Source organism: Paraburkholderia sp. GAS199, assembly GCF_050436585.1.
Lineage (GTDB): Bacteria > Pseudomonadota > Gammaproteobacteria > Burkholderiales > Burkholderiaceae > Paraburkholderia.
Map to the genome: position 1 here is coordinate 904120 of NZ_JBNDMM010000002.1, position 25828 is coordinate 929947.

General features: G+C 62.9%; 22 protein-coding genes and 1 tRNA gene. 8 read left to right on the top strand and 15 right to left on the bottom strand.

The annotated features are described in order from the left end of the window. Positions 1-225 precede the first annotated feature (225 nt). The 5 genes from P3T18_RS10130 to rodA all read left to right on the top strand — a co-directional run bounded on the left by P3T18_RS10130 (position 226) and on the right by rodA (position 6671). A complete protein-coding gene (locus P3T18_RS10130) occupies positions 226-1269 on the top strand; it encodes a rod shape-determining protein (RefSeq protein ID WP_004189550.1) in 1044 nt (347 codons plus the stop codon). Between the two features lie 153 nt (positions 1270-1422). After that, positions 1423-2517: a rod shape-determining protein MreC gene (gene mreC / locus P3T18_RS10135; protein WP_429299764.1), complete on the top strand. Its 1095-nt coding sequence runs from the start codon at positions 1423-1425 to the stop codon at positions 2515-2517. Continuing rightward, positions 2514-3026 carry a rod shape-determining protein MreD gene (gene mreD / locus P3T18_RS10140; protein ID WP_429299765.1) on the top strand — a complete coding sequence of 171 codons (513 nt, stop codon included), beginning with the start codon at positions 2514-2516 and terminating at the stop codon, positions 3024-3026. The genes mreC and mreD overlap by 4 nt, the downstream gene beginning before the upstream one ends. 146 nt (positions 3027-3172) lie before the next feature. Beyond that, positions 3173-5512, top strand: coding sequence for a penicillin-binding protein 2 (gene mrdA, locus P3T18_RS10145; protein ID WP_429299766.1), 2340 nt, complete (start codon positions 3173-3175; stop codon positions 5510-5512). Positions 5513-5522: 10 nt separating this feature from the next. Beyond that, the gene (gene rodA / locus P3T18_RS10150) at positions 5523-6671 is read left to right on the top strand and encodes a rod shape-determining protein RodA (RefSeq protein ID WP_429299767.1); all 1149 of its coding nucleotides are present in this window, start codon (positions 5523-5525) and stop codon (positions 6669-6671) included. Positions 6672-6746: 75 nt separating this feature from the next. On the opposite strand, the gene P3T18_RS10155 is transcribed toward rodA, so the two are convergent. The 14 genes from P3T18_RS10155 to def form a co-directional block, all read right to left on the bottom strand. After that, positions 6747-7445 carry a tetratricopeptide repeat protein gene (locus P3T18_RS10155; RefSeq protein ID WP_429299768.1) on the bottom strand — a complete coding sequence of 233 codons (699 nt, stop codon included), beginning with the start codon at positions 7443-7445 and terminating at the stop codon, positions 6747-6749. Further along, positions 7442-8224: an HpcH/HpaI aldolase family protein gene (locus tag P3T18_RS10160; RefSeq protein WP_429299769.1), complete on the bottom strand. Its 783-nt coding sequence runs from the start codon at positions 8222-8224 to the stop codon at positions 7442-7444. The genes P3T18_RS10155 and P3T18_RS10160 overlap by 4 nt, the downstream gene beginning before the upstream one ends. Positions 8225-8479: 255 nt before the next feature. Next, a complete protein-coding gene (queD, locus tag P3T18_RS10165) occupies positions 8480-8926 on the bottom strand; it encodes a 6-carboxytetrahydropterin synthase QueD (protein ID WP_429299770.1) in 447 nt (148 codons plus the stop codon). A 6-nt stretch (positions 8927-8932) separates the two neighbouring features. Next, positions 8933-9565, bottom strand: a complete 633-nt coding sequence (gene queE / locus P3T18_RS10170; protein ID WP_429299771.1) for a 7-carboxy-7-deazaguanine synthase — start codon at positions 9563-9565, stop codon at positions 8933-8935. Between the two features lie 95 nt (positions 9566-9660). Beyond that, on the bottom strand, positions 9661-10392 hold the full coding sequence (queC, locus tag P3T18_RS10175) for a 7-cyano-7-deazaguanine synthase QueC (RefSeq protein WP_429299772.1): 732 nt from the start codon (positions 10390-10392) through the stop codon (positions 9661-9663). Between the two features lie 440 nt (positions 10393-10832). After that, positions 10833-10908, bottom strand: a tRNA-Phe gene (locus P3T18_RS10180). Between the two features lie 103 nt (positions 10909-11011). Continuing rightward, positions 11012-11701 (bottom strand): response regulator transcription factor EsaR, encoded by a 690-nt coding sequence (gene esaR, locus P3T18_RS10185; protein WP_429299773.1) that lies wholly within the window; start codon positions 11699-11701, stop codon positions 11012-11014. Next, entirely contained in the window at positions 11702-14116 is a 2415-nt protein-coding gene (locus P3T18_RS10190) for an ATP-binding protein (protein WP_429299774.1), read from the bottom strand. Further along, on the bottom strand, positions 14106-14705 hold the full coding sequence (locus P3T18_RS10195) for a DUF4390 domain-containing protein (protein ID WP_429299775.1): 600 nt from the start codon (positions 14703-14705) through the stop codon (positions 14106-14108). The genes P3T18_RS10190 and P3T18_RS10195 overlap by 11 nt, the downstream gene beginning before the upstream one ends. After that, on the bottom strand, positions 14702-16141 hold the full coding sequence (gene rsmB / locus P3T18_RS10200) for a 16S rRNA (cytosine(967)-C(5))-methyltransferase RsmB (protein WP_429299776.1): 1440 nt from the start codon (positions 16139-16141) through the stop codon (positions 14702-14704). Before rsmB ends, P3T18_RS10195 begins: the two co-directional genes overlap by 4 nt. Before the next feature lie 239 nt (positions 16142-16380). Beyond that, positions 16381-17238: a zinc metalloprotease HtpX gene (gene htpX / locus P3T18_RS10205; RefSeq protein ID WP_429299777.1), complete on the bottom strand. Its 858-nt coding sequence runs from the start codon at positions 17236-17238 to the stop codon at positions 16381-16383. A 103-nt stretch (positions 17239-17341) separates the two neighbouring features. Beyond that, positions 17342-17983: a LysE family translocator gene (locus P3T18_RS10210; protein WP_429299778.1), complete on the bottom strand. Its 642-nt coding sequence runs from the start codon at positions 17981-17983 to the stop codon at positions 17342-17344. A 110-nt stretch (positions 17984-18093) separates the two neighbouring features. Further along, the gene (fmt, locus tag P3T18_RS10215; RefSeq protein ID WP_429299779.1) at positions 18094-19080 is read right to left on the bottom strand and encodes a methionyl-tRNA formyltransferase; all 987 of its coding nucleotides are present in this window, start codon (positions 19078-19080) and stop codon (positions 18094-18096) included. A gap of 31 nt (positions 19081-19111) precedes the next feature. Next, the gene (def, locus tag P3T18_RS10220; protein ID WP_429299780.1) at positions 19112-19615 is read right to left on the bottom strand and encodes a peptide deformylase; all 504 of its coding nucleotides are present in this window, start codon (positions 19613-19615) and stop codon (positions 19112-19114) included. 240 nt (positions 19616-19855) lie between these two features. Here def and dprA point away from each other — a divergent pair, with 240 nt between their 5' ends. The 3 genes from dprA (at position 19856) to P3T18_RS10235 (ending at position 24466) form a co-directional block, all read left to right on the top strand. Continuing rightward, positions 19856-21082, top strand: coding sequence for a DNA-processing protein DprA (gene dprA, locus P3T18_RS10225; RefSeq protein WP_429299781.1), 1227 nt, complete (start codon positions 19856-19858; stop codon positions 21080-21082). Between the two features lie 67 nt (positions 21083-21149). Next, on the top strand, positions 21150-21530 hold the full coding sequence (locus P3T18_RS10230) for a thioredoxin family protein (protein WP_429299782.1): 381 nt from the start codon (positions 21150-21152) through the stop codon (positions 21528-21530). 248 nt (positions 21531-21778) lie between these two features. Beyond that, entirely contained in the window at positions 21779-24466 is a 2688-nt protein-coding gene (locus P3T18_RS10235; protein WP_429299783.1) for a DNA topoisomerase III, read from the top strand. A 153-nt stretch (positions 24467-24619) separates the two neighbouring features. Here the strand turns inward: P3T18_RS10235 and P3T18_RS10240 are convergent, their stop codons facing one another. Beyond that, positions 24620-25720, bottom strand: a complete 1101-nt coding sequence (locus P3T18_RS10240; RefSeq protein WP_429299784.1) for a LysR family transcriptional regulator — start codon at positions 25718-25720, stop codon at positions 24620-24622. Positions 25721-25828: the final 108 nt, after the last annotated feature.

The following is a 25828-nucleotide window of genomic DNA, read 5'->3' on the forward strand; positions in this document are numbered from 1 at the left end:
TTACGCGTTCGACCCAAACCCGGACCGACTTACCAAGGCCTTTCTGAACAATTCACAGAGATCGTTCGGATTTTTCTGACCAGGCCTTGCCCCGGCCTCCGGTAGATTCCCTCGCAGCTTCAAATTCCTGTGGCGTCGCTTCGCCCGGTTGAGGCTGTTATTTTTTCCGCTGCCGCCCTGCGCATACGTTGCGAAGCTCGGCCCCAAGCGAGACAGGATTTTTGAATGTTCGGTTTTTTGCGCAGCTACTTCTCCAACGATCTGGCGATTGACCTTGGCACTGCCAACACGCTCATCTACATGCGTGGTAAGGGAATCGTACTTGACGAACCGTCGGTGGTCTCGATCCGCCAGGAAGGCGGTCCCAACGGCAAGAAAACCATTCAGGCAGTCGGCAAGGAAGCCAAGCAGATGCTCGGCAAGGTGCCGGGCAACATCGAGGCGATCCGCCCGATGAAAGATGGCGTGATCGCCGACTTCACGGTCACCGAGCAGATGATCAAGCAGTTCATCAAAACTGCTCACGAATCGCGCATGTTCTCGCCGTCACCGCGCATCATCATTTGCGTGCCGTGCGGTTCGACCCAGGTCGAGCGCCGCGCAATCAAGGAAGCCGCGCACGGCGCGGGCGCCTCGCAGGTTTATCTCATCGAAGAACCGATGGCTGCGGCAATCGGCGCCGGCCTGCCGGTGTCGGAAGCAACTGGCTCGATGGTCGTCGACATCGGCGGCGGCACGACCGAAGTGGGCGTGATCTCGCTCGGCGGCATCGTGTACAAGGGTTCGGTGCGCGTCGGCGGCGACAAGTTCGACGAAGCTATCGTCAACTACATCCGCCGCAACTACGGCATGCTGATCGGCGAGCAAACCGCCGAAGCGATCAAGAAGGAAATCGGCTCCGCTTTCCCGGGTTCCGAAGTCAAGGAAATGGAAGTGAAGGGCCGCAACCTGTCGGAAGGCATTCCGCGCAGCTTCACGATCTCCAGCAACGAAATCCTCGAAGCCCTCACCGACCCGCTCAACCAGATCGTGTCGTCGGTCAAGATCGCGCTCGAACAAACGCCGCCGGAACTCGGCGCGGACATCGCCGAGCGCGGCATGATGCTCACGGGCGGTGGCGCACTTCTGCGCGATCTGGACCGCCTGCTCGCCGAAGAAACCGGTCTGCCGGTGCTCGTCGCTGAAGACCCGCTGACCTGCGTTGTGCGCGGCTCGGGCATGGCGCTCGAACGCATGGACAAGCTGGGCAGCATCTTCTCGTACGAGTAAGCGAGCCCGTCTCCATGTCAGTGGCACGGACCAGGCAAACGGCCCTTCGCGGGCCAGTTTGCCGCTGGCTGGGCCAACCAGCCTCCGCGCACTGAACGCGCGCCGCTAGCGCGCCGCCGTCTCACCCAACCGCTCACGCCCCCGGCGCCGACCATGGAATACAGTCCGCCGCCCCTGTTCAAGCAAGGCCCTTCGGCACTCGCACGGCTGGTGTTTTTCGTCGTGCTCGCGCTGGCTTTGCTGATCTCCGATGCACGTTTCAAAACGCTCGAAATCGTTCGCGGCGTGCTCGGCGCGGGTCTCTATCCGTTGCAACGTGCGGCGCTCGTGCCGCGCGACGTCTTCATGGGCGCGGCCGATCTCGCCGTGACCAGCGCGACGCTGCGCAGCGAAAACGACAAGCTGCGCACCAAAGACCTTCAGCTGTCGCAGCGCGCCAATACCGCCGCCGAACTGGCTGCCGAAAATACGCACTTGCGTGCCCTGCTGCAATTGTCGCAGCGCTCCACCACGCAGACCCTTCCCGCCGAGATCCAGTACGACACGCGCGACCCGTTCACGCAGAAGGTCGTGATCAATCGCGGCGCGCAGCAAGGTATCCAGAACGGTTCACCGGTCGTCAACGAAGACGGCGTGATCGGCCAGGTGACGCGCGTATTCCCGCTGCAGGCCGAAGTCACCCTGCTGACCGACAAAGACCAGGCCGTGCCGGTGGAAATCGTGCGCACCGGCTTGCGCAGCGTGATCTACGGTACGCCGAAGGGCGACACGCTCGATCTGCGCTTCGTGCCGATCAGCGCCGACGTTCAAACCGACGACGAACTCGTCACCAGCGGACTCGACGGCATTTATCCGCCGGGACTGCCGGTCGCCCGCGTGGTGCGGGTCGACAAACAGGCCGATACGGCGTTTGCTCGCGTGATCTGCCTGCCCGTGGCGCCGGTGCGCGGCGCGCGCCAATTGCTGGTGCTTCACTACCTGAACAACGTGCCGCCACGGCCGCCGGAAGAGCCGGATGCGGCCACCGCCGCCAAAGACGCGAAAGCGAAAAAAGGCGCGAAACCTGCCGACGGTAAAGCGGTCACAGACAAAGCCGCCGCTGCCAAGCCGGGTGAAAAGCCCGCGGAAAAGCCGGCCGACAAGACACCGCCGGCCAAGCCCGCAGCGGCCGACAAGAAGTCCGCCACCGAGAAAAAGGGCGCTGAAAAGAGCGCCAAGCCGCAAGCGAAGCCGGGGGCGCAGCCATGAACCGTCCGCAATACATCCTGCAGCCGGTCAATCCGTACTTCATCGCGTTCAGCCTCGCCGCGGCGTTCCTGCTGAACCTGATGCCGTGGGGCCGTCTCATCGGCGTGCCTGATTTCGTCGCGCTGGTGCTGCTGTTCTGGAACGTGCATCAGCCCCGCAAGGTGGGCATGGGCATCGCTTTCTCGCTCGGCTTGCTGATGGACGTCCACAACGCCAGCCTGCTCGGCGAACACGCGCTGGCTTATACGCTGCTGTCGTACGGCGCCATTACGATCCACCGCCGGGTGTTGTGGATGTCGCTCGGCGTGCAGACGTTTGCCGTGATGCCGTTGCTGGTCGTGGCGCAACTGGTGCCGTTCGTGATCCGGCTGCTGACCGGTGCGGCGTTTCCGGGCTGGGGTTATCTGATCGACGGCTTTGTCGAGGCCGCGCTATGGCCGATCGCAAGCGTCCTGCTGCTCATGCCGCAGCGCCGCCCGGCCGATCCCGACGATACGCGGCCCATTTAATCAAGCATAGCGCGTGCCGGTTGTTCTCGCGGAACACCGCGACCGGCTCGTTCCATGCATTTCGTTGTTCATGCCTCCCGGTTCCGGCCGGTTTAGGCGCACACTCATGATGGCCGTACGTTGAAAGCGGCCTTTTGCAGAATCGCATGACCGAATTCAAGGACACCCAGCAACAGCTCTCGAAGTTCCGCCTGCGCGTCGCGGCGGCGGGCCTGTTCGTGTTCGTCTGCTTCGGGTTGATCGGCTTCCGCTTCCTGTTCCTGCAGGTCTGGCACTACAGCAAATATTCGCTGCAAGCCGACGAAAACCGCATCTCGGTCGCGCCGATCGTGCCGAATCGCGGCATCATCACCGATCGTAACGGCGTGGTGCTGGCCAAGAACTACTCGGCCTACACACTCGAAATCACGCCGTCGAAGCTGAACGACTCGCTCGAAAACGTGATCGACAATCTCGCCACCGTGATTTCGATCGACGCGCGCGACCGTCGCCGCTTCAAGAAACTGCAGGAAGACTCGAAGAATTTCGAAAGCCTGCCGATCCGCACCCGCCTGACGGACGATGAAGTCGCGCGCTTCACCGCGCAGCGTTTCCGCTTCCCCGGCGTCGAAGTGCGCGCCCGTCTGTTCCGCCAATATCCGCTCGGTCCGACGGCGGCGCACGTGATCGGCTACATCGGCCGGATTTCGCAGCGCGATCAGGACCGTATCGACGACGCCAGCGACCAGAACGACAGCGATCCCGATCACTACGATCCGCGTCTGGATGCGAACAACTACAAGGGCACCGATTACATCGGCAAGATCGGCGTCGAGCAGAGCTACGAAACGGAGTTGCACGGCCAGACCGGTTTCGAGGAAGTCGAAGTGACCGCCGGCGGTCGTCCGGTGCGCACCTTGTCGCGCACTCAGGCCACGCCGGGCAACAACCTCCAGTTGTCGATCGATATCGGTTTGCAGCAGGTCGCCGAGCAAGCCTTTGCGGGCCGGCGCGGCGCGCTCGTCGCCATCGAACCGGCTACGGGCGACATTCTCGCCTTCGTGTCCGCACCGAGTTTCGATCCGAACTCGTTTGTCGACGGTATCGATCAGCAGACCTGGGACGAGCTGAACAATTCACCGGACCACCCGCTGCTGAACCGTCCGCTGCACGGCACCTATCCGCCCGGTTCGACCTACAAGCCGTTCATGGCGCTCGCCGCGCTCACGCTACATAAGCGCACGCCCGGCTGGGGCTTCCAGGATCCGGGCTCGTACACGTTCGGCGGTCACACGTTCCGTAACGACGTGCGGTCCGGCCAGGGCTGGGTCGACATGAACCGCGCGATTACCGTGTCGAACGACACCTATTTCTACATGCTGGCGCACGACCTCGGCGTCAACAACATCGCGAATTTCATGAAGCCGTGGGGCTTCGGTCAGATCACGGGCATCGATATTTCGGGCGAAGCGCGCGGCATCCTGCCGTCCACGGAATGGAAGCGCAAAGCGTATCGCAAGCCCGAGCAGCAACGCTGGTATGAAGGCGAGACGATCAGCCTCGGCATCGGCCAGGGCTACAACTCGTTCACCATCCTGCAACTGGCGCACGCCACTGCCACGCTCGCGAACAACGGTGTCGTGATGAAGCCGCACCTCGTGCGCGATATCGAAAATCCGATCACGAAAAGCACGCGGCCGGTCGTGCGCGACCCGAGCGACAAGATCGCTGTGAAGCAATCGGATATCGACATCATCAAGCGCGCCATGGAAAACGTGGTCAACAACGGCACGGCGTCGAAGCTGTTCATCGGCGCGCAATATCAGGCGGCCGGCAAAACCGGGACCGCTCAGGTCTATTCGTTGCAGGGCGCGAACTACAAGGGTCACGCCGTCGCCGAGCATTTGCGCGACCACGCTCTGTTCATCGCCTTCGCGCCGGTCGAGCAACCGAAGATCGCACTCGCGCTGATCGTCGAAAACGGCGGCTGGGGCGCGGAGTCCGCAGGCCCGATCGCGCGGCGCGTGCTCGACTATTACCTGGTCGGCAAGACCAAGCCGGGCGTCGAGGCGGCCGCCGTTGAAGCCGCAGCGTCCGCAACACAAGACGCGTCGGCGCCCGAGGTGGGTGACGCCCCGGCGCCGCAGGACGGCGTGCAGCCGGTCAAGGTCGCGGCGGGCTTCGTCGCGCTGCCGATGCCGGGTGCAGCGTCGGCGGCGGCAGCAGCGTCTGCGGCAGCGGCGGCATCTGCCGCGGCAGCGGCTTCGGCTCCAGTAGCGGCATCGGCTGAGACGGCCGTGCCCGCATCGGCGTCCGCGAAGGCATCCACGAAGGCGGCGACCGCCACGGCAGCGTCAGCCACCGCCAAGGCGTCGCGCAAAACCGGCGCGCCACATAAACCCCGCCCCGCGAGCGAGCCGGTCCCGACCGCCGCAGCGCCGTCGCGGGAAGACGATATTCAGTCCGCGTCGCCACGCCAGCCGGTTTCCGGCGGCATCGACGAGTAAGGAGAAAGGCATGCAATTCGACAAGCGCGCCTGGCTCGATCGCATCAAGCGAATGTTCGCGGGTTTTGACCGTCCGCTCGCGCTGATCGTGTTTCTGCTGCTGTGCGTCGGCATCGTCACGCTGTATAGCGCGAGCCTGGATGTTCCCGGCCGCGTGGAAGATCAACTGCGCAACATCCTGCTGACGTTCGTGCTGATGTGGGGGCTCGCTAACGTGCCACCCACCACGCTCATGCGCTTCGCGGTCCCGCTCTACACCTTCGGCATCGCGCTACTGGTGGCGGTGGCGCTATTCGGCCTGACGCGCAAGGGCGCCAAGCGCTGGATCAATGTCGGCGTGGTGATTCAGCCGTCCGAGATACTGAAGATCGCCACACCGCTAATGCTCGCCTGGTACTACCAGCGCCGCGAAGGCGTGATGCGCTGGTACGACTACCTCGTCGGTTTATTGATACTCGCCGTGCCGGTCGGTCTGATCGCCAAGCAGCCCGACCTCGGCACCGCCGTGCTGGTTTTCGCTGCGGGCCTGTTCGTCATCTACTTCGCGGGGCTCAGCTTCAAACTGATCGTGCCGGTGCTGATCGCAGGCGTGATCGCGGTCGCTTCGATCGCGGCCTTCCAGGACAAGATCTGTCAGCCCGAAGTGCAATGGCCGCTGATGCACGATTACCAGAAGCACCGCATCTGCACCCTGCTCGATCCGACTTCCGATCCGCTCGGCAAGGGCTTCCACACCATTCAGGCGGTCATCGCAATCGGTTCCGGTGGTCCGCTTGGCAAGGGCTGGTTGAAGGGCACGCAGGCGCATCTGGAGTTCATTCCCGAGAAGCACACCGACTTTATTTTCGCGGTGTTTTCCGAAGAATTCGGTCTCGCTGGCGGAGTCGTGCTGTTGACGCTCTACATGCTGCTGATCGCGCGCGGTCTGTATATCGCGGCCAATGGCGCGACCCTGTTCGGGCGATTATTGGCCGGCTCGCTCACCATGGCGTTCTTCACCTACGCGTTCGTCAACATCGGCATGGTGAGTGGAATTTTGCCCGTGGTCGGCGTGCCACTGCCCTTCATGAGTTATGGCGGCACTGCGCTCACCACGCTTGGCATTGCGGTCGGACTCATCATGAGCGTCGCGCGACAAAAGCGTCTGATGCAGAGTTAGCGCCGACGAGCCAAGGCTCAAACAGAAAAGGGCGTTCCGTACGGAACGCCCTTTTCTTTTCCACCGCAGCTCGAGTTACTGCGGCTTCACTTCCTTCTGATCGCGCAGTTGCGCGCTCAGTTGCTGATACTTGAGTTTCGCCGCCGGATCGCCCTGCGCCGCCGCAGCGGCGTAGTACGCGCGCGCCACGTTGAGATTCTTATCCACGCCGTCGCCGCCACGCTCGTAAAACGAGCCGGCCACGTACTGCGCCGTCATGTCGCCACCTTCGGCCGCTTTCTTGTACCAGACGAACGCCTGCTTGTTGTCACGCGGCGTGCCGCGACCGTCGAGGAACTGGTTGGCGAGCGCAAGCTCGGCCTGCACATGCCCCTGCTGCGCCGCTTTGAGAAACCAGCGATGCGCTTCCACCGGATCACGACCGACAAACTCGCCGTCGTCGTACATCTTGCCGTAGACGTATTGCGCGTGCGACATGTTGGCGTCGGCGGCTTTGCGCAGCCACTTCTTGCCTTCGTCGACATTAACCGCCGTGCCCTCGCCGTTGAGCAACATCATCGCGTAGTTGAACTCGGCGAGCCGGCTGCCGCGCTCCGCGGCCTTACGGAATTCGCTCAGCGCCGCGCCCATATTGCCGGCGTTGTAATCGGCGACCGCAGTCTGCGTCTCCGGATCGTTCGGTTTCGCCACCCGGTCCTGCGCGTAAGCCGTCGCGCCGATCGTCAATGCTGCCGCCAAAGTCACGCGCACCGCACCCTGCACCATCCACTTCATGACCTCACCTCCTGCAACGCCTGGCGAGTTGCGCGCAACATCCACATGACGTCCGCGGCCAGAGCGATAAAACGGAAACCGGCGTCGCGATGCTGCTTTGCACTCGCGGCGTCCATGGAAAAAATACCCGCCGCGATGCCCGCTTTGTCAGCCGCGCTGACGATACGCGCCATCGCGGCCTGCACGTCGGCGTGCTTCGAATCGCCGAGATGCCCGAGGCTCGCGGCGAGATCGGCCGGTCCGACGAACAGGCAATCGACGCCCGGCGTCGACGCGATCTTTTCGACTTCCTGCAGACCGCGCGCCGACTCGATCTGCATGATCGTCGCGATCTGCGCGTTGGCCGTCTGCACGTAATCGCGGCGCATGCCGTACGACGCCGCGCGCACCATACCGGCGACTCCGCGCAAACCGTCGGGCGCCTCGGCGCTCGGATACTGCGTCAGACGCACGGCGTGAGCGGCCTCGTCGGCGGTCTCGATGTTGGGGAACATCAGCGTGCGCGCGCCGGCATCCAGCACGCGCTTGACCAGCCAAGCTTCGCTCGCCGGCACGCGGACCACCGGTTCGCTCGGCAGATGCGCAGCGGCGATCGCGCGCAATTGCGAGGTGACGTCCGCGCTATCGTTCGGCGCGTGCTCCATGTCGACCAGAAGCCAGTCGAAGCCGGCATGCGCGAGCGCTTCCGCCGCGGCGTCGCTGCCGAGCGAAAGCCACAGGCCGAACAAGGGGTCGGCGTCTTTCAGACGTTGTTTGAGAGGATTTGTGAAGGTGCTCATCGCAACGCTCCGCAGCGAGCCAAAGCGTCGCCTGAAGCGCAAAAAAACACGGGGTCGCGGCCAGCGCCGACGTTCAGGCGCGAATGGCCAAAACGTCTGCTGCGGCGCAATTCGATAGCGGACATGTCTCGCTCCGTATGGTTATCGGAGCGATCATACCGTGACAATAACGCGGAGGTTGGGTTGCGTTCAGACGCGCGCGAGACGGGCGATGGATGCGGCATGGCGCGTTGCGCGCCATGCGCGAAAGACAGCCTAGTCGCGGACGACTTCGGCCCAGCAGTTCGGCGTCTCGAACAGACGCACCTTGTGCAAACGCAGATTCACGCCGTAATGCGCGTCGTAGACATTCGCGAGAATGTCGAACGCGACGGCGGCCAGATTTTCGACGGTCGGAATGCGATCGAGCACGACGGTCTTGTGGCCCGCCATGGTGTCGAGAAAGCCGCGCACCTGAGTGTCGCCTTCGTAGACGAGGAACGCGTGATCCCACTTGTCGACGAGATGCTCGTTGGCAAGCGATTTTACGTCGGCGAAATCCATTACCATGCCGCGATCCGGCGCACCTTCGGTGTCGACCAGATCGCCTTGCAGCGTAATTTCGAGCACATAGCGATGACCGTGCAGGTTACGGCACTGGCTGCGGTGATCGGGGATGCGGTGACCCGCGTCGAATTCGAGTTTTCGTGTAATCGTGAGCACGGCGAATCAGGGAATGTTCAGATACTTGTGGGTCTGCATCGACAGGCGCCATTGCGGATGGCGTTTGCACCAGTCGATCGCGAGCTTGGTGTTGATGTCGCGCGACGGACCGTCCATTGGCTGGACGAGGAAATACTCGAAGTCGAGCTTGGCGTAATCGGACAAACGCTGGTTGTCTTGTGGAATCACGACCTTCAGTTCGTTGCCCTTCGTGACGACGAGCGGCGCGTCGGCCTTCGGGCTCACGCAGATCCAGTCGATCGTTTCGAGCACCGGCAGCGAGCCGTTCGTTTCGATAGCGATTTCGAAGCCGGCAGCATGCAACGCGTCGACGAGCGGCTGGTCGATCTGCAGCATCGGTTCACCGCCCGTGCACACGACGAAACGCTCGCCCTCGCCTTCCGGCCACTGCGACGCGATCATGCGTACCAAATCGTCCGCCGTGCGGTACTTGCCGCCGTTCTCGCCATCCGTGCCGACGAAATCCGTATCGCAGAAGCGGCACACGGCTTCCTCGCGATCCTCTTCGCGGCCCGACCACAGGTTGCAGCCGGCGAACCGGCAGAACACGGCCGGACGCCCGGCATTCGCGCCCTCGCCTTGCAACGTGTAGAAGATTTCCTTGACCGCGTACGTCATGCTGCTTTCTGCCTTGTGTCCTCAGATACACGAGCGCTCGATGTACCTGAATGAAGAACCTGAAAAGATATTGTGCGACTTGCGCTACCTGGAACTCAAACCGGCTCGGTTACTTTCTCACCGGCCAGATACGCCTCGTAACCGCGCTTGCGCAAGCGGCACGCCGGACATTCGCCACAGCCGAAACCCCAGGCGTGCAGTTCAGCGCGCTCACCGACATAGCAGGTATGCGTTTCGACGCGAACCAGTTCGACGAGTTCGTCGCCGCCCAACTCGTGAGCGAGACGCCACGTGTCGGCCTTGTCGAGCCACATCAACGGCGTTTCGAGCAGGAAACGCGTGTCCATGCCGAGATTCAACGCGACTTGCAGCGCCTTCATGGTGTCGTCGCGGCAATCGGGGTAGCCCGAAAAATCCGTCTCGCACATTCCGCCGACCAGCACCTGCAATCCACGACGATAAGCAATGGCCGACGCGATCGTCATGAACATCAGGTTGCGTCCCGGCACGAAGGTGTTCGGCAAACCGTTCGCCGTGGCGTGAATCTCGATCTCGCGCGTCATCGCGGTGTCGCTGATCGCACCCAGCACCGACAGGTCGATCATGTGATCTTCGCCGAGCCGCCTGGCCCACGCCGGAAATGCTCGCGTGACGGCATTGCGGAACCCTTCGCGACATTCCAGTTCGACGCGGTGCCGTTGACCGTAATCGAATCCGAGCGTCTCGACCGTGTCATATCGTTCGAGCGCCCAGGCGAGGCACGTGGCGGAATCCTGGCCGCCGGAAAACAGCACCAGAGCGCTACGTTTAGCGTCGTTGCGGATCACCGTGAAACTCCGTGAATGAATGAGTGCCACGTCGCGCTGCGCGAGGTGCGCCATGCAAGCAACGCGGCGCGACGCGTGCCGGCACTGCTGCCGGCCCAAAGCAGTATAGGCCGCGCCTTCCGCATGCAGAGTCGCTGGGCGCTTATACCGCTAATCGTCGGGCGAAGGGTTTGGCATCTTCAGCGCCTTCGCCTCGAAGGGCGAAACGGGCGCAAAGCTGCGGCTTCCGGAGACAAAAAGACTTGCCCTGTGCGTGAGCGTGACGCCCCGAAAAACGGCAACACGTTCGCATGCAAGTCCTTGAACTGGCGCGATTTTATCACGCGACGCCAAACGCCGCCGAGCACGCCATTGCGCATGGATGCGCAAACCGGACCTCGACAATCCCTTCCGGAAAAGGAAAAGCCCCAGGAATCTTGCGATTTCCTGGGGCTGAATCCTGGTGGCCTGGGACGGAATCGAACCATCGACACGCGGATTTTCAATCCGCTGCTCTACCAACTGAGCTACCGGGCCAACGAAGAACGAAATAATATCAAAGGGTCAGCAGTCCGACAAGCCCCCTCTCGAAAAAAACTGCGGGCACTCGTGGTTCGCCGGATCTGCCTTACTCGCCGTGTTACTCGCCTTTATTTTTGCCGAGGTCCACGCCCAGTTGCTTGAGCTTGCGATACAGGTGCGTGCGCTCCAGCCCGGTCTTTTCGGCGACGCGCGTCATGCTGCCGTTTTCGCGCGCGAGGTGATACTCGAAGTACGCGCGCTCGAATGCGTCGCGTGCGTCGCGCAACGGGATGTCGAACGAGATCGATGCCGTTTGCGCCGCCAGCGCGCCGCCGCCGAGCGCGTCCGGCGACAGCATCGGCAACGCCGCCGCCGACGCCACCGCCGACGCACTGACCGGCAACGTTGGCTTCGCCGCCGCGCCGCCCGGCGCACCTGCCGCATTGCCGCGCGCCAGACCCTGCTCGACTGCCTTCAGCAGCTTTTGCAGCGCAATCGGTTTCTCGAGAAAGTTGAGCGCGCCGATCTTGGTCGCTTCGACAGCGGTGTCGATGGTCGCGTGGCCGGACATCATGATGACCGGCATGGTCAGCTGTCCTTGCGCGGCCCACTCCTTGAGCAGCGTGACGCCGTCGGTGTCGGGCATCCAGATGTCGAGCAGCACCAGATCCGGCGCCTGGCGCAAACGGAAGTCGCGCGCTTCCTGCGCGTTTTCCGCCGCCTCCACGACATGCCCCTCGTCGCTCAGGATCTCCGAGAGCAATTCCCGGATGCCCATTTCATCATCTACCACCAGGATGGTTGCCATTTACGCTGCCCTTGTCTGCACTGTTGCTTTTGTCGTTCCCTGCGGCGCGTTGCCATGCGCCGGCCGCGAACCTGACCCAGGCGTCGCGGCATCGTCTGCCAGTTGAAGGAAGAGGATCGAGATCTGCGCGCCTTCGATCACATCACCCGCTTTCATGCGATTACGGATGTCGATTCGCGCGCCGTGTTCGTCGACGATCTTCTTGACCATCGCAAGACCCAAGCCCGTACCTTTGGCCTTGGTCGTCACGTAAGGTTCGAATGCACGTGTGAGGATACGTGCGGGGAAGCCCGGTCCGTTATCCGACACGGTCAGACGCACCGCGACGCGCACCTTGCCGTCAGCGTCGGGGTCTCCGTATTCTACTGTCCTCGTCTCGAGCAGGACACGTGGCTGTCCGACGTCGGCCACCGCATCCTGCGCATTCTGCAGCAGGTTGTGAATCACTTGTCGCAATTGCGTCGCATCGCCCTTGATAGCGGGCAGATTCGCGAGCTCGACCTTGATGGCGCTCTTGCCTTCTTCGATACCGTACAGCGTCAGCACCTCGCTGACCAGTTCGTTCAGTTGCAGATGCGCGAGAACGGCGGGCGGTGTGCGTGCATAGTCGCGGAAATTGTCGACCATCTGCTTCATCGCGGCGACCTGATTGACGATCGTGGTCGCGCCGCGTTTGAGCACGTCGGCGTCGGACGGCGAGAGTTTGTCCGCGAGCTTCATCTGCAGACGTTCGGCGGAAAGCTGGATCGGCGTGAGCGGATTCTTGATTTCGTGCGCGAGACGCCGCGCGACTTCGCCCCAGGCAATCGAGCGCTGTGCCGAGATCACGTCGGAGATATCGTCGAACACGATCACATAGCCGGATGTCTGCAGATCGTCTGCATCGCGATCGGTTGCGGAGACGAGTCGCGCGCCGCGCACGAGCAGGGTAAGCGGATCGGTTTCGCCCGGCGCCTGAATCGAGAACTGTTGTTGCCAGTGACCGCGGTCGTCGTGACCGTCGCCGCTCGCGGCTTCACGGTCGGCAAACGCCTTGCGCACCATTCCGCCAAACTCGCTCAGCACGCCGATCTGTTCCAGCGAGGAACCCAGCAACTCCTGGAACGGCTGCCTGAAAATACGCTCGGCGCCGCGATTCGCGGTGGTCAGGCGGAACTGCCTGTCGAACACGAAAACGCCCGCCGTGAGATTGGCGAGAATACTTTCCAGATACGCCTTCGAATGCTCGAGCGCAATGCGGTTGTTCTCGACAGCCGCACGCGCCTCCGACAACTGCCGCGTCATGGCATTGAACGATTGCGTCAGGAAGCCTAATTCATCGCGCGACTTGATTTCGCGCTTCGGCGTGTAGTCGCCCTCGGTCACTTCCTTCGTGCCCTGCGCGAGCAGGAACAACGGCCGCGCCAGCTGATTGCCGAGCGCGAGCGCGAGCATCATCGCGATGAAGGTGGCGAGGAAAAGCGCCAGCGTCAGCGTGCCGATATACATCTTGCGCAAGCCGGTGCGGCCGAGCGCCTTTTCCTGGTACTCGCGATACGCGCGCTGCACCGCGTCGGCGTTACGTGCGAGCGACGGCGAAACGGGCTGCGTGAGTTGCAGGAAACGCTCGGTGGGCTGCAACAACGAAGCGTTCGAATCCGGAATGCGCTGCACGACGCGCAATCTCAGCGCGCCCTTGCTGCCGTGCGCGTGCGGATCGCCGTCGACCTCACCTTCGATCGCGGCAAACCCGCGGCCGCGCGCCTGATCGATCATCAGTTGCGTGGGCAGGTCGTTCGGCACGAGCGTCGCGTAATTGCCGGATGCCTGCGCGACGACGTGCATATCCGGCGTCGCGCCCGACATGCTGCGCGTCGGCTCGACGATGGTGGCATCCTGCACGCCGAACTGGTCACGCAGACGCAGCAGCGTGAGCGTGGTGCCGGCCGCGTCCGCGCTTGCCAACTGTTCCGACATTAACCGGCCTTTGGTCTGCAGATCGGACAGCGAGGCGTCCAGCATGCCGCGCCCGAGATTCAGGCCCGACGTCAATGCGGTTTCCACGTTCACGTCGAACCACGACTCGATACTGCGCGACACGAACTGATACGAGACGACGTAAATGATGCCGCCCGGCACCACGCCGACCAGCGCCATGAAGAACGCGAGCTTGGCGAGTAATCGGGTGCCGAACTTACCCTTCTTCAACCGCGCGATGATGATGACGACGAGCGTCGCCACCACCAGCAGAAAGATCATGGCGACCGCGACGTTCGCCGCGTAGAGCCACTGGTAGTAACGGTCGAAGAATTCGGTATTCGCACTCGCCGCCGCGAGCAGCACGAGCAGCAACACGGCCGTCACGGCGACCGTGGACACCAGCACGCGCACGACGATGCTGCTGACACTGGTGGCGCGGCGCACTTTATTTAGCACGTTCGGTCACCGTGAAAGTGAAACGCTTCCAGTCCGATTCGAGGTTCCAGTCGCGATTGTTCACCGCGTCGATCTGGAACGGCTTGGGCATCAGCGCGATATCGAGCTGCATGCGTACGGAAGCGTTATAGGTTTCGCCGGGATGCACCTGGTTGCGGTCGAACACATGCCATGACGTGACATGCTTGATCACCGCGAGAGCGTCTTTCAAGGTACTGAAACCGAGTTGCAAACCGCCGGACGACACGCTCGACACGCGGTATTCACGCGTGAGCGGCTGGAACGACAGTCGAATGCTCTGCGACACGCTCACCGGCTGTTCGTCGAACCAGTACCAGCGCGGCCGGCTCAGTTCGAAGTCGGTCGTGAAGTAAAGCGGAATGCCTTTGTTGACCGCGTCTTCGAGATTGCTGTTCAGGTCGAAGTCGAAACGCGCGTCGAGACTCCAGCCGCTGGTGTCGGACTGCAGCGACGCGCGCTGCACCGCAATTGAATCGGCAAACGCCGCGCCGGGAGCGGCAAGCCAGACGGCCAGCGCGATCCAGAGCACGGCAGCGAGCCGAAGCGGGAAGAAGCGTTTGATGGTCACCGTTTCTGGAAGCGCGCGTAGAAAAATCCGTCGTGGTCTGAGTTCGAGCCGGCGCTATCTTCAGCGACGTGTCCGGCATGGGAACCGGCCGATGTGTCGGCGGGCGCGCGGGCAACAGAGGGTAAAAGTTGCCCCGGCGCGTCCAATCGTACCGCATCCTGGTACTTGTTTCCAAACCACTGCGCCTGCAACTCGCCTTCTTCGGGAAAGATCGAGCACGTAACGTAAAGCAACTCGCCGCCCGGTTTCAGCAGCGGCCACAGCGCGTCGAGAATGCGGCGCTGCTCGGCGACCAGCGCCGGAATATCCGACGCGCGACGCAACCAGCGAATGTCCGGATGACGCCGCACGATGCCCGACGCCGAGCACGGCACGTCGGCCAGAATGCGGTCGAACGGCTGGTCGATGTCGTCGTGCCATTTGGCGGGCGCGCCGGCGTCGCCGATGCGCACTTCCGCTTCGAGATGCAAACGCTGCAGATTTTCGCCGATACGACGCGCGCGCGACGCGTCGCTTTCCAGCGCGACGAGCTGGAGATTGGCGAGTTCGAGAAGATGCCCGGTCTTGCCGCCCGGTGCCGCGCAGGCGTCGAGCACGCGCATGCCGTCGCGCGCGCCGAGCAGCGGCGCCGCGAGTTGCGCGGCGGCGTCCTGCACGGAGACCACGCCGTCCGCGAAACCGGGAATACGGTCGACCGGCATCGGCGTGGCCAGCTTCACGGCGTACTCGCCGGCCCGGCTGGCGGGAATGTGATGATCCAGCAGGACCTGCAGGTAAGCGTCGACCGTCGAGCGGCGCGCGTTCACCCGCAACGTCAACGGACCTTGCGTATTGCCGGCCGCGAGCACCGCTTGCCACGCATCCGGCAACGCGCTTCGTACGGCGTCGATCCACCACGACGGGTAGTTCCAGCGCGCGACTTCGTCGGCTTGCGCGGCGGCGAGCAAGGTGTCGCGCTCACGCAGAAAGTTGCGCAGCACGGCGTTGACGAGACCCTTCGCGAACGAGAACTCGCGACGCGCGGCAATCGCGCTCACCGCCTGATCGACAACCGTGAACGGTGCGTACGCAGCGTTCTCTTCCTCGTCGACGAGCAAAGCCAAGGCGCAAGCGAGGACGTGCCCCACGTGCGGCGGCGGTGCTTTCTTCACCAGCTTCGCGATCAGCCATTCCACCGTGCCGAGGCGACGCATCGTGCGATAAGCGATGTCCTGCACGGCGCCGCGCGCTGCCGCCGCATTGCCTTCGGGCGCAGCGACAAACACGGATTGCAGCGCGGCCGGCAACGCCGCGCCGAGACGCACCGCGCCGACGGCCTGGCCGGCGCAATCGAGCGCGAAGCCGAGCGACTCGGGCGCCAGATGCAGCACGGACAGACGGGATTCGCGCGGACGCGCCGACAAGGAAGCAGAACGCGAAGAAGGCTTTGGAGTCATGAAAGAGACAAAGGCAGGCCGCGCGGAGCGCGCAACGCAAACAGCACCCATTGTAGCGTGGCGCGGCGCAGGGGCTTGTGCGGGCGCCTCGCCGGACTGCGTGGTGCGCTCCGCACCTTGCATCTATGGGCTTGAAAAAGCGAGAGATGAGGTCGGGATCGACGCTGCTCGCAATAAAAAAGGCGAACCCGTGCGAGTTCGCCTTTGTTTCACCGCTCCGGTTTTGCGCCGTCGGGGCTTTACTCGAAGCGCCCCGTTCGCGCCATTTCCGTCAGACGCGCAATGCGCTCTTCGGTGGCCGGGTGAGTCGAGAACAGATTCGCGATGCCGCCGCCCGCGAGCGGATTCATGATCATCATCTGCGCCGTGGCCGGATGCTGCTCCGCCGTGGGGAACGGAATGCCGCTCGCGTAGCGATGAATCTTGTCCAGCGCGGAAGCAAGCGCCTGCGGGTCGCCGGAAATCTGCGCGCCGCCACGGTCTGCTTCGAATTCACGTGCACGCGAAATCGCCATCTGGATCAGCGCACCGGCGATCGGCGCAAGCAATGCCACGGCGATACCCGCAATCGGATTCGTCGGACGACCGTTTTCGTCGCGGCTGCCGAAAAACATTGCGAAGTTCGCCAGCGCCGAAATCGCACCCGCCATGGTGGCCGAGACCGTGGAGATCAGAATGTCGCGATGCTTCACGTGCGCCAGTTCGTGCGCCATCACGCCACGCATTTCCCGCTCGGACAACACCCGCAGGATGCCCGTGGTGGCTGCCACCGCCGCATGTTCCGGATTGCGGCCGGTAGCAAACGCATTCGGCGCATCTTCGTTGATGAGGTAGACGCGCGGCATCGGCAAACTGGCGCGCGTCGCAAGCTCACGCACCATGCGATAGAACTGCGGCGCACTGTTTTCGTCGACTTCCTGCGCGTTGTACATGCGCAGAACCATCTTGTCCGAGAACCAGTACGAGAAGAAATTCATGCCGAGCGCGATCACGAGCGCGATCATCATGCCGCGCGATCCGCCGATCATCCCGCCGATCACGATGAAAAGGGCCGTGATCGCGGCCATCAACATCGCGGTTTTGACCCAATTGAACATGTCTGCCACTCCTTGCCCTAACGCGGGTTCATATCTGCGCCACGCAATCGCGGCGCCTGATTGTAAGCGAAATGTTAGATATGGGCGCGCGCGGAAAATTCAATCATTTCGATGCGGTGGCGAGCTTGATACCCAAGCCGACGAAAGCGCTGCCGACACCGCGATCCAGCCATTTCTTCACCGACGGCTTGCCGGAGAAGCGTCGCGTCACGCTACCGGCGATCCACGCCACGAAACTGTTCCACACCATGCTCATGACGACGAACACAGCGCCAAGGGTGAGAAAGGCCAGCGCTTTATGATCGCTGTCTGTCGTGACGAATTGCGGAAAGAAAGAGACGAAAAACAGCACGACCTTCGGATTGAGGACGTTGGTCCAGAAACCCTGCAGGAAAAGCTGACGCAACGATTTAGGCGCACCGGCCGGGCGAGCTTCGCCAGCAGCCTGATCCTCCGCCGGTTTGGCGAAAACCAGACGCACACCCAGATAGATCAGATAAATGGCGCCGACAAATTTGATGATGGTGAAAGCCGTGGCCGACGCCGCCAGCAGCGCGGTCAGCCCGAACGCGCAGGCCAGCGAGTGCACGCAGCACCCTGCAGAAATACCGAGCGCCGACATCAGACCCGCGCCGCGACCTTGCGCGACACTGCGCCCGACGATGTAAGCCGTATCGGGACCGGGCGTCACGTTCAGCAGAAAAACTGCGACGACGAAAAACTCGAAATGGGTGATGCCAAACATGAAAACCTCGAGACACGACTATTGACAGCGATTCTAACGCGCCGCGAGCGAGCAAACAGGGCGTTCGAACATCGTCCGAACGGACGATGTTCGCAGCGTGCATACGTCGGTTATTTTGTTTCAGGAAGCTGAAAACGCTGACCTGCGACGAGCGTCGCGCCCGCCAGGAATTCGCGCACCGGCAGACGCTTGCCGCCGGGTTTCTGCAACTGGGTAAGACGCAACGCGCCTTCGCCGCACGCCACCAGCACGCCTTCCGGCGAGATATCGACGATCGTGCCGGGCGCTTTGCCGTCCGCGCCGCCGGCCGGCAATGCCGCCCAGATCTTGATTGCCGTGCCGTCTTCCAGCGTGCCGACGCCGCCTGGAAACGGATCAAACGCTCGCACCTGGCGAGCGAGAACCGCGGCGGGCTTGCGCCAGTCGAGCGCCGCCTCCTGCTTGCCGATCTTTTCCGCGTAGGTGGTGCCGTCTTCCGGCTGCGATGTGGCCGCGAGTTTGCCGGTGCGTTCGAGTTCGATCAGCGCGGCGACGATCAGCTTCGCGCCGTCTTGCGCCAGCCGGTCATGCAAGGTGGCCGTGGTGTCGTTATCCGAAATGGGCGTGCGCGCTTCGGAGATCATTGCGCCGGTGTCGAGGCCCACGTCCATCTGCATCAGCGTGATGCCGGTTTCGGCGTCGCCCGCTTCGATGGCGCGGTGGATCGGCGCCGCGCCGCGCCAACGCGGCAACAGCGACGCGTGAATGTTGATGCAGCCGTGCGGCGGAATATCGAGCACTTCCTGCGGCAGGATCAGCCCGTACGCAGCCACGACCATGACGTCGTGCGGCGTGGCGCGCAGTTGCTCGATGGCGTCAGCGGCTTCGGCGGGATACTTGCCCGCGCGGCGCAACGAAGGCGGCTGCGCGACAGCCAGCCCGTGCTCCTGCGCGTAGCGCTTCACGGGACTCGCCTGCAGTTTCATGCCGCGGCCGGCGGGCCGGTCGGGCTGGGTGAGCACGAGCGGCACCGGAAAGCCCGCTTCGTGAATGGCGGCTAATGCCGCCGCGGCGAATTCCGGCGTACCGGCAAAAATGACGCGCAGCGAATGGCTCATGAACAGGTGCGGTAGGCGAAGTGAACGCGCATTACATCGCGTGGGCGAGTTTCTTCATCTTGCTCTTGATGCGCGTCTGCTTCAGCGAAGACAGGTACTCGACGAACACGCGACCCATCAGGTGATCCATCTCATGCTGGATGCACACGGCGAGCAGGCCTTCGCAATCCAGCTCGAACGTCTCGCCCTTCTCGTTGAGCGCGCGCACGCGCACTTTCTCGGCGCGCTCGACGTTGTCGTAGATACCCGGCACGGAGAGGCAGCCTTCCTCAGACAGCTTTTTCTCGTCGCTCGACCAGACGATTTCCGGATTGATGAACGCCAGCAGTTCGTTGTGATCGTCCGACACGTCGATCACGATCACGCGCTCATGCACGTCGACCTGGGTTGCGGCGAGGCCGACGCCCGGTGCGGCGTACATCGTTTCGGCCATGTCGGCGACGAGACGGCGAATACGGTCGTTGACCACTTCGACCGGCTTCGCGACCTTGTGCAGCCGTTTGTCGGGGTAATTGAGGATATTCAGTAAAGCCATGATTTCGAGGTGTTTTTTAGGCGCCGCTGGCCGGGGGAAGGCTCGCGTTGGCCATTCGGCCAGGTTGTGAGCTCACCGTGTTACGCACAGGATAGATGGTGTCGAACCGGTTCGATTCAACGCGCCACTGTGCGCCAGACGACGAGCCCGCGCGGGTGGGCGCGGCGCTGCAGTTATTTCGGATGATGAAAATTTTAGCATGGCGCCCGTCTGCCCGCAGGCGCTGTAAGGATCGACAGCATGCATACCTTGCCCGCAACTGATACGGAACTGGCCGCATGGCTGCGGCTTTCGCTCGCGCCCGGCCTGAAACCGGCGGCGCTGCGCTTACTATTAGGCGCATTCGGACTGCCGGAAGCGATCGTCGAGCAATCGTTCGATGCGCTCGCCGACGTCGCCGGCGAGTCCGTTGCGCGCGCGGCGCTATCCCCGCCGGCCGACGATTTCGACGCCCAACTGGACGCCGTTCGTGCCTGGCGCGAGGTGCCCGGCAACCATCTCGTGACGCTCGACGATCCGGTCTATCCGCCGGCGCTGCTCACCATGCCGGATCCGCCACCGCTGCTATATATAAAGGGCCGGCTGGATCTGCTGCACACCCAGGCAATCGCCATCGTGGGAAGCCGCAGCGCCACGCCGCAAGGTATCGAAGACGCCGAACGGTTCGCGCGGGAGTTTTCGGCGGCCGGCGTGACGGTCGTGTCGGGACTGGCGCTCGGCATCGACGGCGCGGCGCATCGCGGCGGCCTTGCGGGTGCCGGCGGCACGGTGGCGGTGATCGGCACGGGCGCGGACCTCGTCTATCCCGCCGCGCATCATCCTTTGGCACATCAGATCGCTGCCAACGGCGCGATTCTGTCCGAATGGCCGCTGGGCACGCCTGCGCGCGCCGCCAATTTCCCGCAACGAAACCGGCTCATCGCCGGCCTCGTGAGCGGCGTGCTGATCGTCGAGGCAGCCATGCGCTCGGGTTCGCTGATCACCGCGCGGCTCGCCAATGAAATGGGTCGCGATGTCTTCGCGTTGCCGGGCTCCATTCATGCGCCGTTGTCGCGTGGATGCCATCGGGTCATTAAACAGGGCGCGAAGCTGGTCGAGACACCGGACGACGTGCTGGAGGAAATCGGCTTCAAAAGACCACCGCTGCCCGCACGCGTCCGGGCGCCCGGTTGCAGTACGCAGACTGCGCTCTGGGACGCCGGACCGATGCCGGGCCTCTCGCTGCCGCCCTGCACGCAAGCGCCGGCACCAGAAGCCGTCTCTGGAGCCGATGCAAGCGCGCAAGCCGAACCCGACCACCAGAAACTGCTCGCCGCGCTTGGCCATTCGCCGTCCACGCTTGAAATTCTTGCCACCCGCACCGAGATGGAGGGCGCGGCATTGCAAAACGCCTTGCTGCACCTCGAACTCGCCGGCCACGTCACCGCTTTGCCCGGTGGTCGCTACACGCGAGCCACGCACGGTTGACCACCGCCCGCTACCGGCCATGCTACATTCGCGCCAAAGCACCTGATTAAAGCACTAAGGAACCACCATGCCCGCGCTGAACCTCGACACCGACCAAGACCGGATCGCCGAGCGCGTCAACGAACCTGACACGCTGTTCGTTGCCTGCCTGTGCGCAGAGTGGTGCGGCACGTGCCGCGACTATCGGGAAGCGTTCGATCAGTTGGCCGACCGGCATCCGGATATGTGTTTCGCATGGATCGACATCGAGACCCATGCGGATCGCTTCGACGATCTGGATGTCGAGAACTTCCCGACGATCCTGATCGAAGATTCGGTCACGACACGTTTTTTTGGCACGGTACTGCCGCAAGCCGCCATCGTGGAGCGGATGCTGGCGGATCTGACGGCCGTGCCCGGCATCAGCGGTGCGCCGAAGTTGCGGCCTGCCCTGATGACGGAAGCCTGACCCGTCGGCTGTCTGCGCAGCCTTATCGCGCCTGTGTTGCGCACTATGCGCAGCCGGCGCGGCAATGCCCGGCCGATGCCTGCACGCGTCGTCACGAAGACGCGCTTTTTTATGCTGTTGACACGCCGCTTTCACGGCGTGTGCTATAAAGCGGTCGTTAATGGGTCGCCAAGGTCGCAAACGAGGGTGGCGCTGCGAAAAGCGCACTCAAGGCTATCAACCCTGATCTACCAACCTCACATCGAGTCATGTCCAAAGCACTGATCATCGCCGAAAAGCCATCCGTCGCGAACGACATCGCGCGCGCTTTGGGCGGCTTTACCAAGCATGACGAGTACTACGAGAGCGACGACTACGTCCTTTCCTCGGCAGTCGGTCACCTGCTGGAAATCGCTGCGCCCGAAGATTACGAGGTCAAGCGCGGCAAGTGGAGCTTCGCCAACCTGCCCGTCATTCCGCCGCATTTCGATCTGAATCCGATCGCCAAGAGCGAGTCGCGCCTGAAGGTGCTGACTAAGCTGCTCAAGCGCAAAGACATCGATCGCCTGATCAACGCATGCGACGCGGGGCGCGAGGGCGAGCTGATTTTCCGCCTGATTGCGCAACACGCGAAAGCCAAACAGCCGGTGCAGCGTCTGTGGTTGCAGTCGATGACCGCAGGCGCGATCCGCGACGGCTTCGCCCGTCTGCGTAGCGACGAAGAAATGCAGCCGCTCGCCGACGCCGCGCGTTGTCGTTCCGAAGCGGACTGGCTGGTCGGCATCAACGGCACCCGCGCGATGACCGCGTTCAACAGCAAGGGCGGCGGCTTCTTCCTGACCACGGTCGGACGCGTGCAAACGCCGACGCTGTCGATCGTCGTGGAACGCGAAGAGAAAATTCGCCGTTTCGTGCCGCGCGATTACTGGGAAGTAAAGGCGGAGTTCGTCTGCGCTGCCGGCTTCTACGAAGGCCGCTGGTTCGATCCGAAATTCAAGCGCGACGAGTTCGACCCCGAAAAACGCGATTCGCGTTTGTGGGCGCTGCCCGCGGCCGAAACGATCGTCGCGGCCTGCCGCGGCCAGATCGGCACGGTCACGGAAGAATCGAAGCCGTCCACGCAACTGTCGCCGGCGCTGTTCGACCTCACGAGCCTGCAGCGTGAAGCGAACGGCCGCTTTGGTTTCTCGGCCAAGAACACGCTCGGTCTCGCTCAGGCGCTGTACGAAAAGCACAAGGTGCTGACCTATCCCCGGACCGACGCTCGCGCGCTGCCGGAAGACTATATGGATACGGTCAAAGAGACGCTGGGCATGCTCAAGGAGAGCAACAACTATCTCCCGTACGCCAAGCAGGTGCTCGACAAGGGCTGGGTGAAACCGAACAAGCGAATCTTCGATAACTCGAAGATCAGCGACCACTTCGCAATCATCCCGACGGCGCAAGCGCCGAAGAACCTCTCCGAGCCGGAGCAGAAACTTTACGACCTCGTCGTGAAGCGCTTCCTGTCGGTGTTCTTCCCGGCTGCCGAATATCGCGTCACCACGCGTATCACGGAAGTGGTCGGTCATCATTTCAAGACCGAAGGCAAGGTGCTGGTCGAACCGGGCTGGTTGCAGGTGTACGGCCGCGAAATCAGCGGTGAAGACGCCAACCTCGTGCCGGTGCAGAAAGACGAGAAGGTCAAGACGGACAAGATCGCCGCACAGCAACTGGTCACGAAACCGCCGGCACGCTACAACGAAGCCACGTTGCTTTCCGCCATGGAAGGCGCGGGCAAACTGGTCGAAGACGACGAACTGCGCGAAGCGATGGCGGCCAAGGGTCTCGGCACGCCGGCGACGCGCGCCGCCATCATCGAAGGTTTGCTGGGCGAAAAGTATCTGATCCGCGAAGGCCGCGACCTGATCCCGACCGCCAAGGCGTTCCAGCTGATGACGCTGCTGCGCGGCCTCGGCGTGAAGGAACTGACCGCGCCCGAATTGACCGGCGAGTGGGAATACAAGCTCTCGCAAATGGAGCGGGGCAATCTGCCGCGCGACGCGTTCATGCAGGAAATCGCCCGCATGACGCAAACCATCGTCAAGCGCGCGAAGGAATACGATTCCGACACGATCCCCGGCGACTACGCGACGCTTCAGACGCCGTGTCCGAATTGCGGCGGTCAGGTGAAGGAAAACTACCGTCGCTTTGCCTGCACGAAGTGCGAGTTCTCCATCTCCAAGATTCCGGGCGGCCGCCAGTTCGAAATCGAAGAAGTCGAGGAGTTGCTGACGAACAAGACGATCGGGCCGCTGTCGGGTTTCCGCAGCAAGATGGGCCGGCCGTTCTCGGCCATCCTGAAGCTCTCGCTCGACGACGAGATCAAGAACTACAAGCTCGAATTCGACTTCGGTCAGGATTCGGGCGGCGAAGACGGCGAACCGCCTGACTTCTCCGATCAACAGCCGGTCGGCGCGTGCCCGAAGTGCAAGGGCCGCGTCTTCGAGCACGGCATGAGCTACGTCTGCGAGAACTCGGTGGCGAACCCGAAGACTTGCGACTTCCGCTCGGGCAAAGTCATCCTGCAGCAGGAAATCGCGCGCGAGCAGATGGCCAAGCTGCTGGAGGAAGGCCGCACCGATCTGCTGACGAACTTCAAATCGTCACGCACCGGTCGCAACTTCAAGGCTTTCCTCGTCAAGCAGAACGACGGCAAGATCGGCTTCGAGTTCGAAAAGAAGGAGCCGTCCGCCAAGACAGCTGCGAAGACCGCGGCGGCCAAATCGGCCGTTAAGGCAGCGCCGGAATCGGATGACGCCGAAGCCGACGTCGCAGTAGCGCCGGTGAAAGCCGCGCCCGCAGCGAAGAAGGTCGCGGCGAAAAAAGCACCGGCCGCAAAAACGGCGGCAAAAAAGACGGTCGCGGCGAAGAAAGCGCCGGCGAAAAAGGCCGTCGCGCGGAAGACGGGATCGTAACGCGCGTTGCGCCACTAGCAACACGGTCGAGCCACGAAGACTCTTTCGGGCTCGAACCGCCGACACATGAAAAAGGGGCAGTCACTCACGTGACTGCCCCTTTTCCTATTCAACCGGACGATGCTCCCGAACCAGGAGCGCGCGCCGGCGAATTTACAGCGGCGACAAGGCCGTCGGTCGCGGACGGTTGGTCGGCTTGGTCAAGGTCTTCGGCACCGGCGACAGCTCGCTGTCTAGAAGGCGCGACAGCGGCTCAGCGCCGTCGAACGCTTCCGGCGGCATGGTGTCCGCGGAATCGAGTTCCGGGACCGTGGCGGGCCGTTCCAGGCCGTCCTTGATCCACTGTTCGCCAAGCAGACTGTTCGGCGTCTGGCTGAAGTGCTCCACCAGATGGTCGATGAACGTGCGCACCTTGGCTGGCAAGTGACGGCGGCTCGGATACGCAATGTTGATTTCCACCTGCGGCAGACGGAAGTCGCCGAGCAGACGCACGAGGCGGCCACGCGTCATGTCGCGGCCAATCAGGTAGCTCGGCAGAATCGCGATGCCCATGCCGAGCAGCGCGAACTGACGCAGCATTTCCGTGTTGTTCGCCACGATCACGTTGGACGGACGCACGCGCACTTCGCCTTCCGAACCCGTGAACACGCGTTCGTCGCCCCAGTACTCGGACGGCAGGCTCAGACACGGATGTTCGAGCAGATGCTCGGGACGCGTGGGCGTACCGTGCTTCTCCAGATACGCCGGCGTCGCGCACACCGTCATGCAACCGGTGGTCAGACGCCGCGTGACGATGCTCGCGCTGCGCATCTGCCGCGTGACCACGACGCCAACGTCGAAGCCTTCTTCGACCAGATCAACCTGCCGATCGACCAGCGTCACATCGGGAATCACTTTCGGATAGCGCTCCGCGTACGTCTGGAGCACCGGCGCGAGGTTATGAAGCCCGAACACCACTGGCGCGACGATTCGCAACGTGCCGACGGGTTCGTGATTGCGCGCCACCACCATCTGCTCGACATCTTCCAGTTCGTCGAGAATCTGGCGCGCGCGTTCGAGATAAACCTGACCCGATTCGGTCAGCGACAAGCTGCGGGTGGTGCGGTTGAGCAGTCGTGTACCGAGACGACCTTCGAGGTCGGCAACGTGACGGGTGGCAACTGCGTTGGAAATATCCATCGCGCTAGCAGCGCGGGCAAAACTGCCGAGATCCGCCACTTTGACGAAAACTCGCATCGACTGCAAATGATCCATAAGACAACTCCTGCCGTGTTACAGCTTCCTGACAATCGGTGAAAACCAGCGAAGCGAACTTGGGATTCTCCTACGACTCGCGAAATCGTGCAGAAGTTGCCCGCAATA

Bases quoted from the DNA above. Each gene is read 5' to 3' on its own strand.
- P3T18_RS10130 (WP_004189550.1), top strand. From the start codon at position 226: ATGTTCGGTTTTTTGCGCAGCTACTTCTCCAACGATCTGGCGATTGAC.
- mreC (WP_429299764.1), top strand. From the start codon at position 1,423: ATGGAATACAGTCCGCCGCCCCTGTTCAAGCAAGGCCCTTCGGCACTC.
- mreD (WP_429299765.1), top strand. From the start codon at position 2,514: ATGAACCGTCCGCAATACATCCTGCAGCCGGTCAATCCGTACTTCATC.
- mrdA (WP_429299766.1), top strand. From the start codon at position 3,173: ATGACCGAATTCAAGGACACCCAGCAACAGCTCTCGAAGTTCCGCCTG.
- rodA (WP_429299767.1), top strand. From the start codon at position 5,523: ATGCAATTCGACAAGCGCGCCTGGCTCGATCGCATCAAGCGAATGTTC.
- P3T18_RS10155 (WP_429299768.1), bottom strand. From the start codon at position 7,445: ATGAAGTGGATGGTGCAGGGTGCGGTGCGCGTGACTTTGGCGGCAGCA.
- P3T18_RS10160 (WP_429299769.1), bottom strand. From the start codon at position 8,224: ATGAGCACCTTCACAAATCCTCTCAAACAACGTCTGAAAGACGCCGAC.
- queE (WP_429299771.1), bottom strand. From the start codon at position 9,565: ATGACGTACGCGGTCAAGGAAATCTTCTACACGTTGCAAGGCGAGGGC.
- esaR (WP_429299773.1), bottom strand. From the start codon at position 11,701: ATGGCAACCATCCTGGTGGTAGATGATGAAATGGGCATCCGGGAATTG.
- rsmB (WP_429299776.1), bottom strand. From the start codon at position 16,141: ATGACTCCAAAGCCTTCTTCGCGTTCTGCTTCCTTGTCGGCGCGTCCG.
- htpX (WP_429299777.1), bottom strand. From the start codon at position 17,238: ATGTTCAATTGGGTCAAAACCGCGATGTTGATGGCCGCGATCACGGCC.
- P3T18_RS10210 (WP_429299778.1), bottom strand. From the start codon at position 17,983: ATGTTTGGCATCACCCATTTCGAGTTTTTCGTCGTCGCAGTTTTTCTG.
- fmt (WP_429299779.1), bottom strand. From the start codon at position 19,080: ATGAGCCATTCGCTGCGCGTCATTTTTGCCGGTACGCCGGAATTCGCC.
- def (WP_429299780.1), bottom strand. From the start codon at position 19,615: ATGGCTTTACTGAATATCCTCAATTACCCCGACAAACGGCTGCACAAG.
- dprA (WP_429299781.1), top strand. From the start codon at position 19,856: ATGCATACCTTGCCCGCAACTGATACGGAACTGGCCGCATGGCTGCGG.
- P3T18_RS10230 (WP_429299782.1), top strand. From the start codon at position 21,150: ATGCCCGCGCTGAACCTCGACACCGACCAAGACCGGATCGCCGAGCGC.
- P3T18_RS10235 (WP_429299783.1), top strand. From the start codon at position 21,779: ATGTCCAAAGCACTGATCATCGCCGAAAAGCCATCCGTCGCGAACGAC.
- P3T18_RS10240 (WP_429299784.1), bottom strand. From the start codon at position 25,720: ATGGATCATTTGCAGTCGATGCGAGTTTTCGTCAAAGTGGCGGATCTC.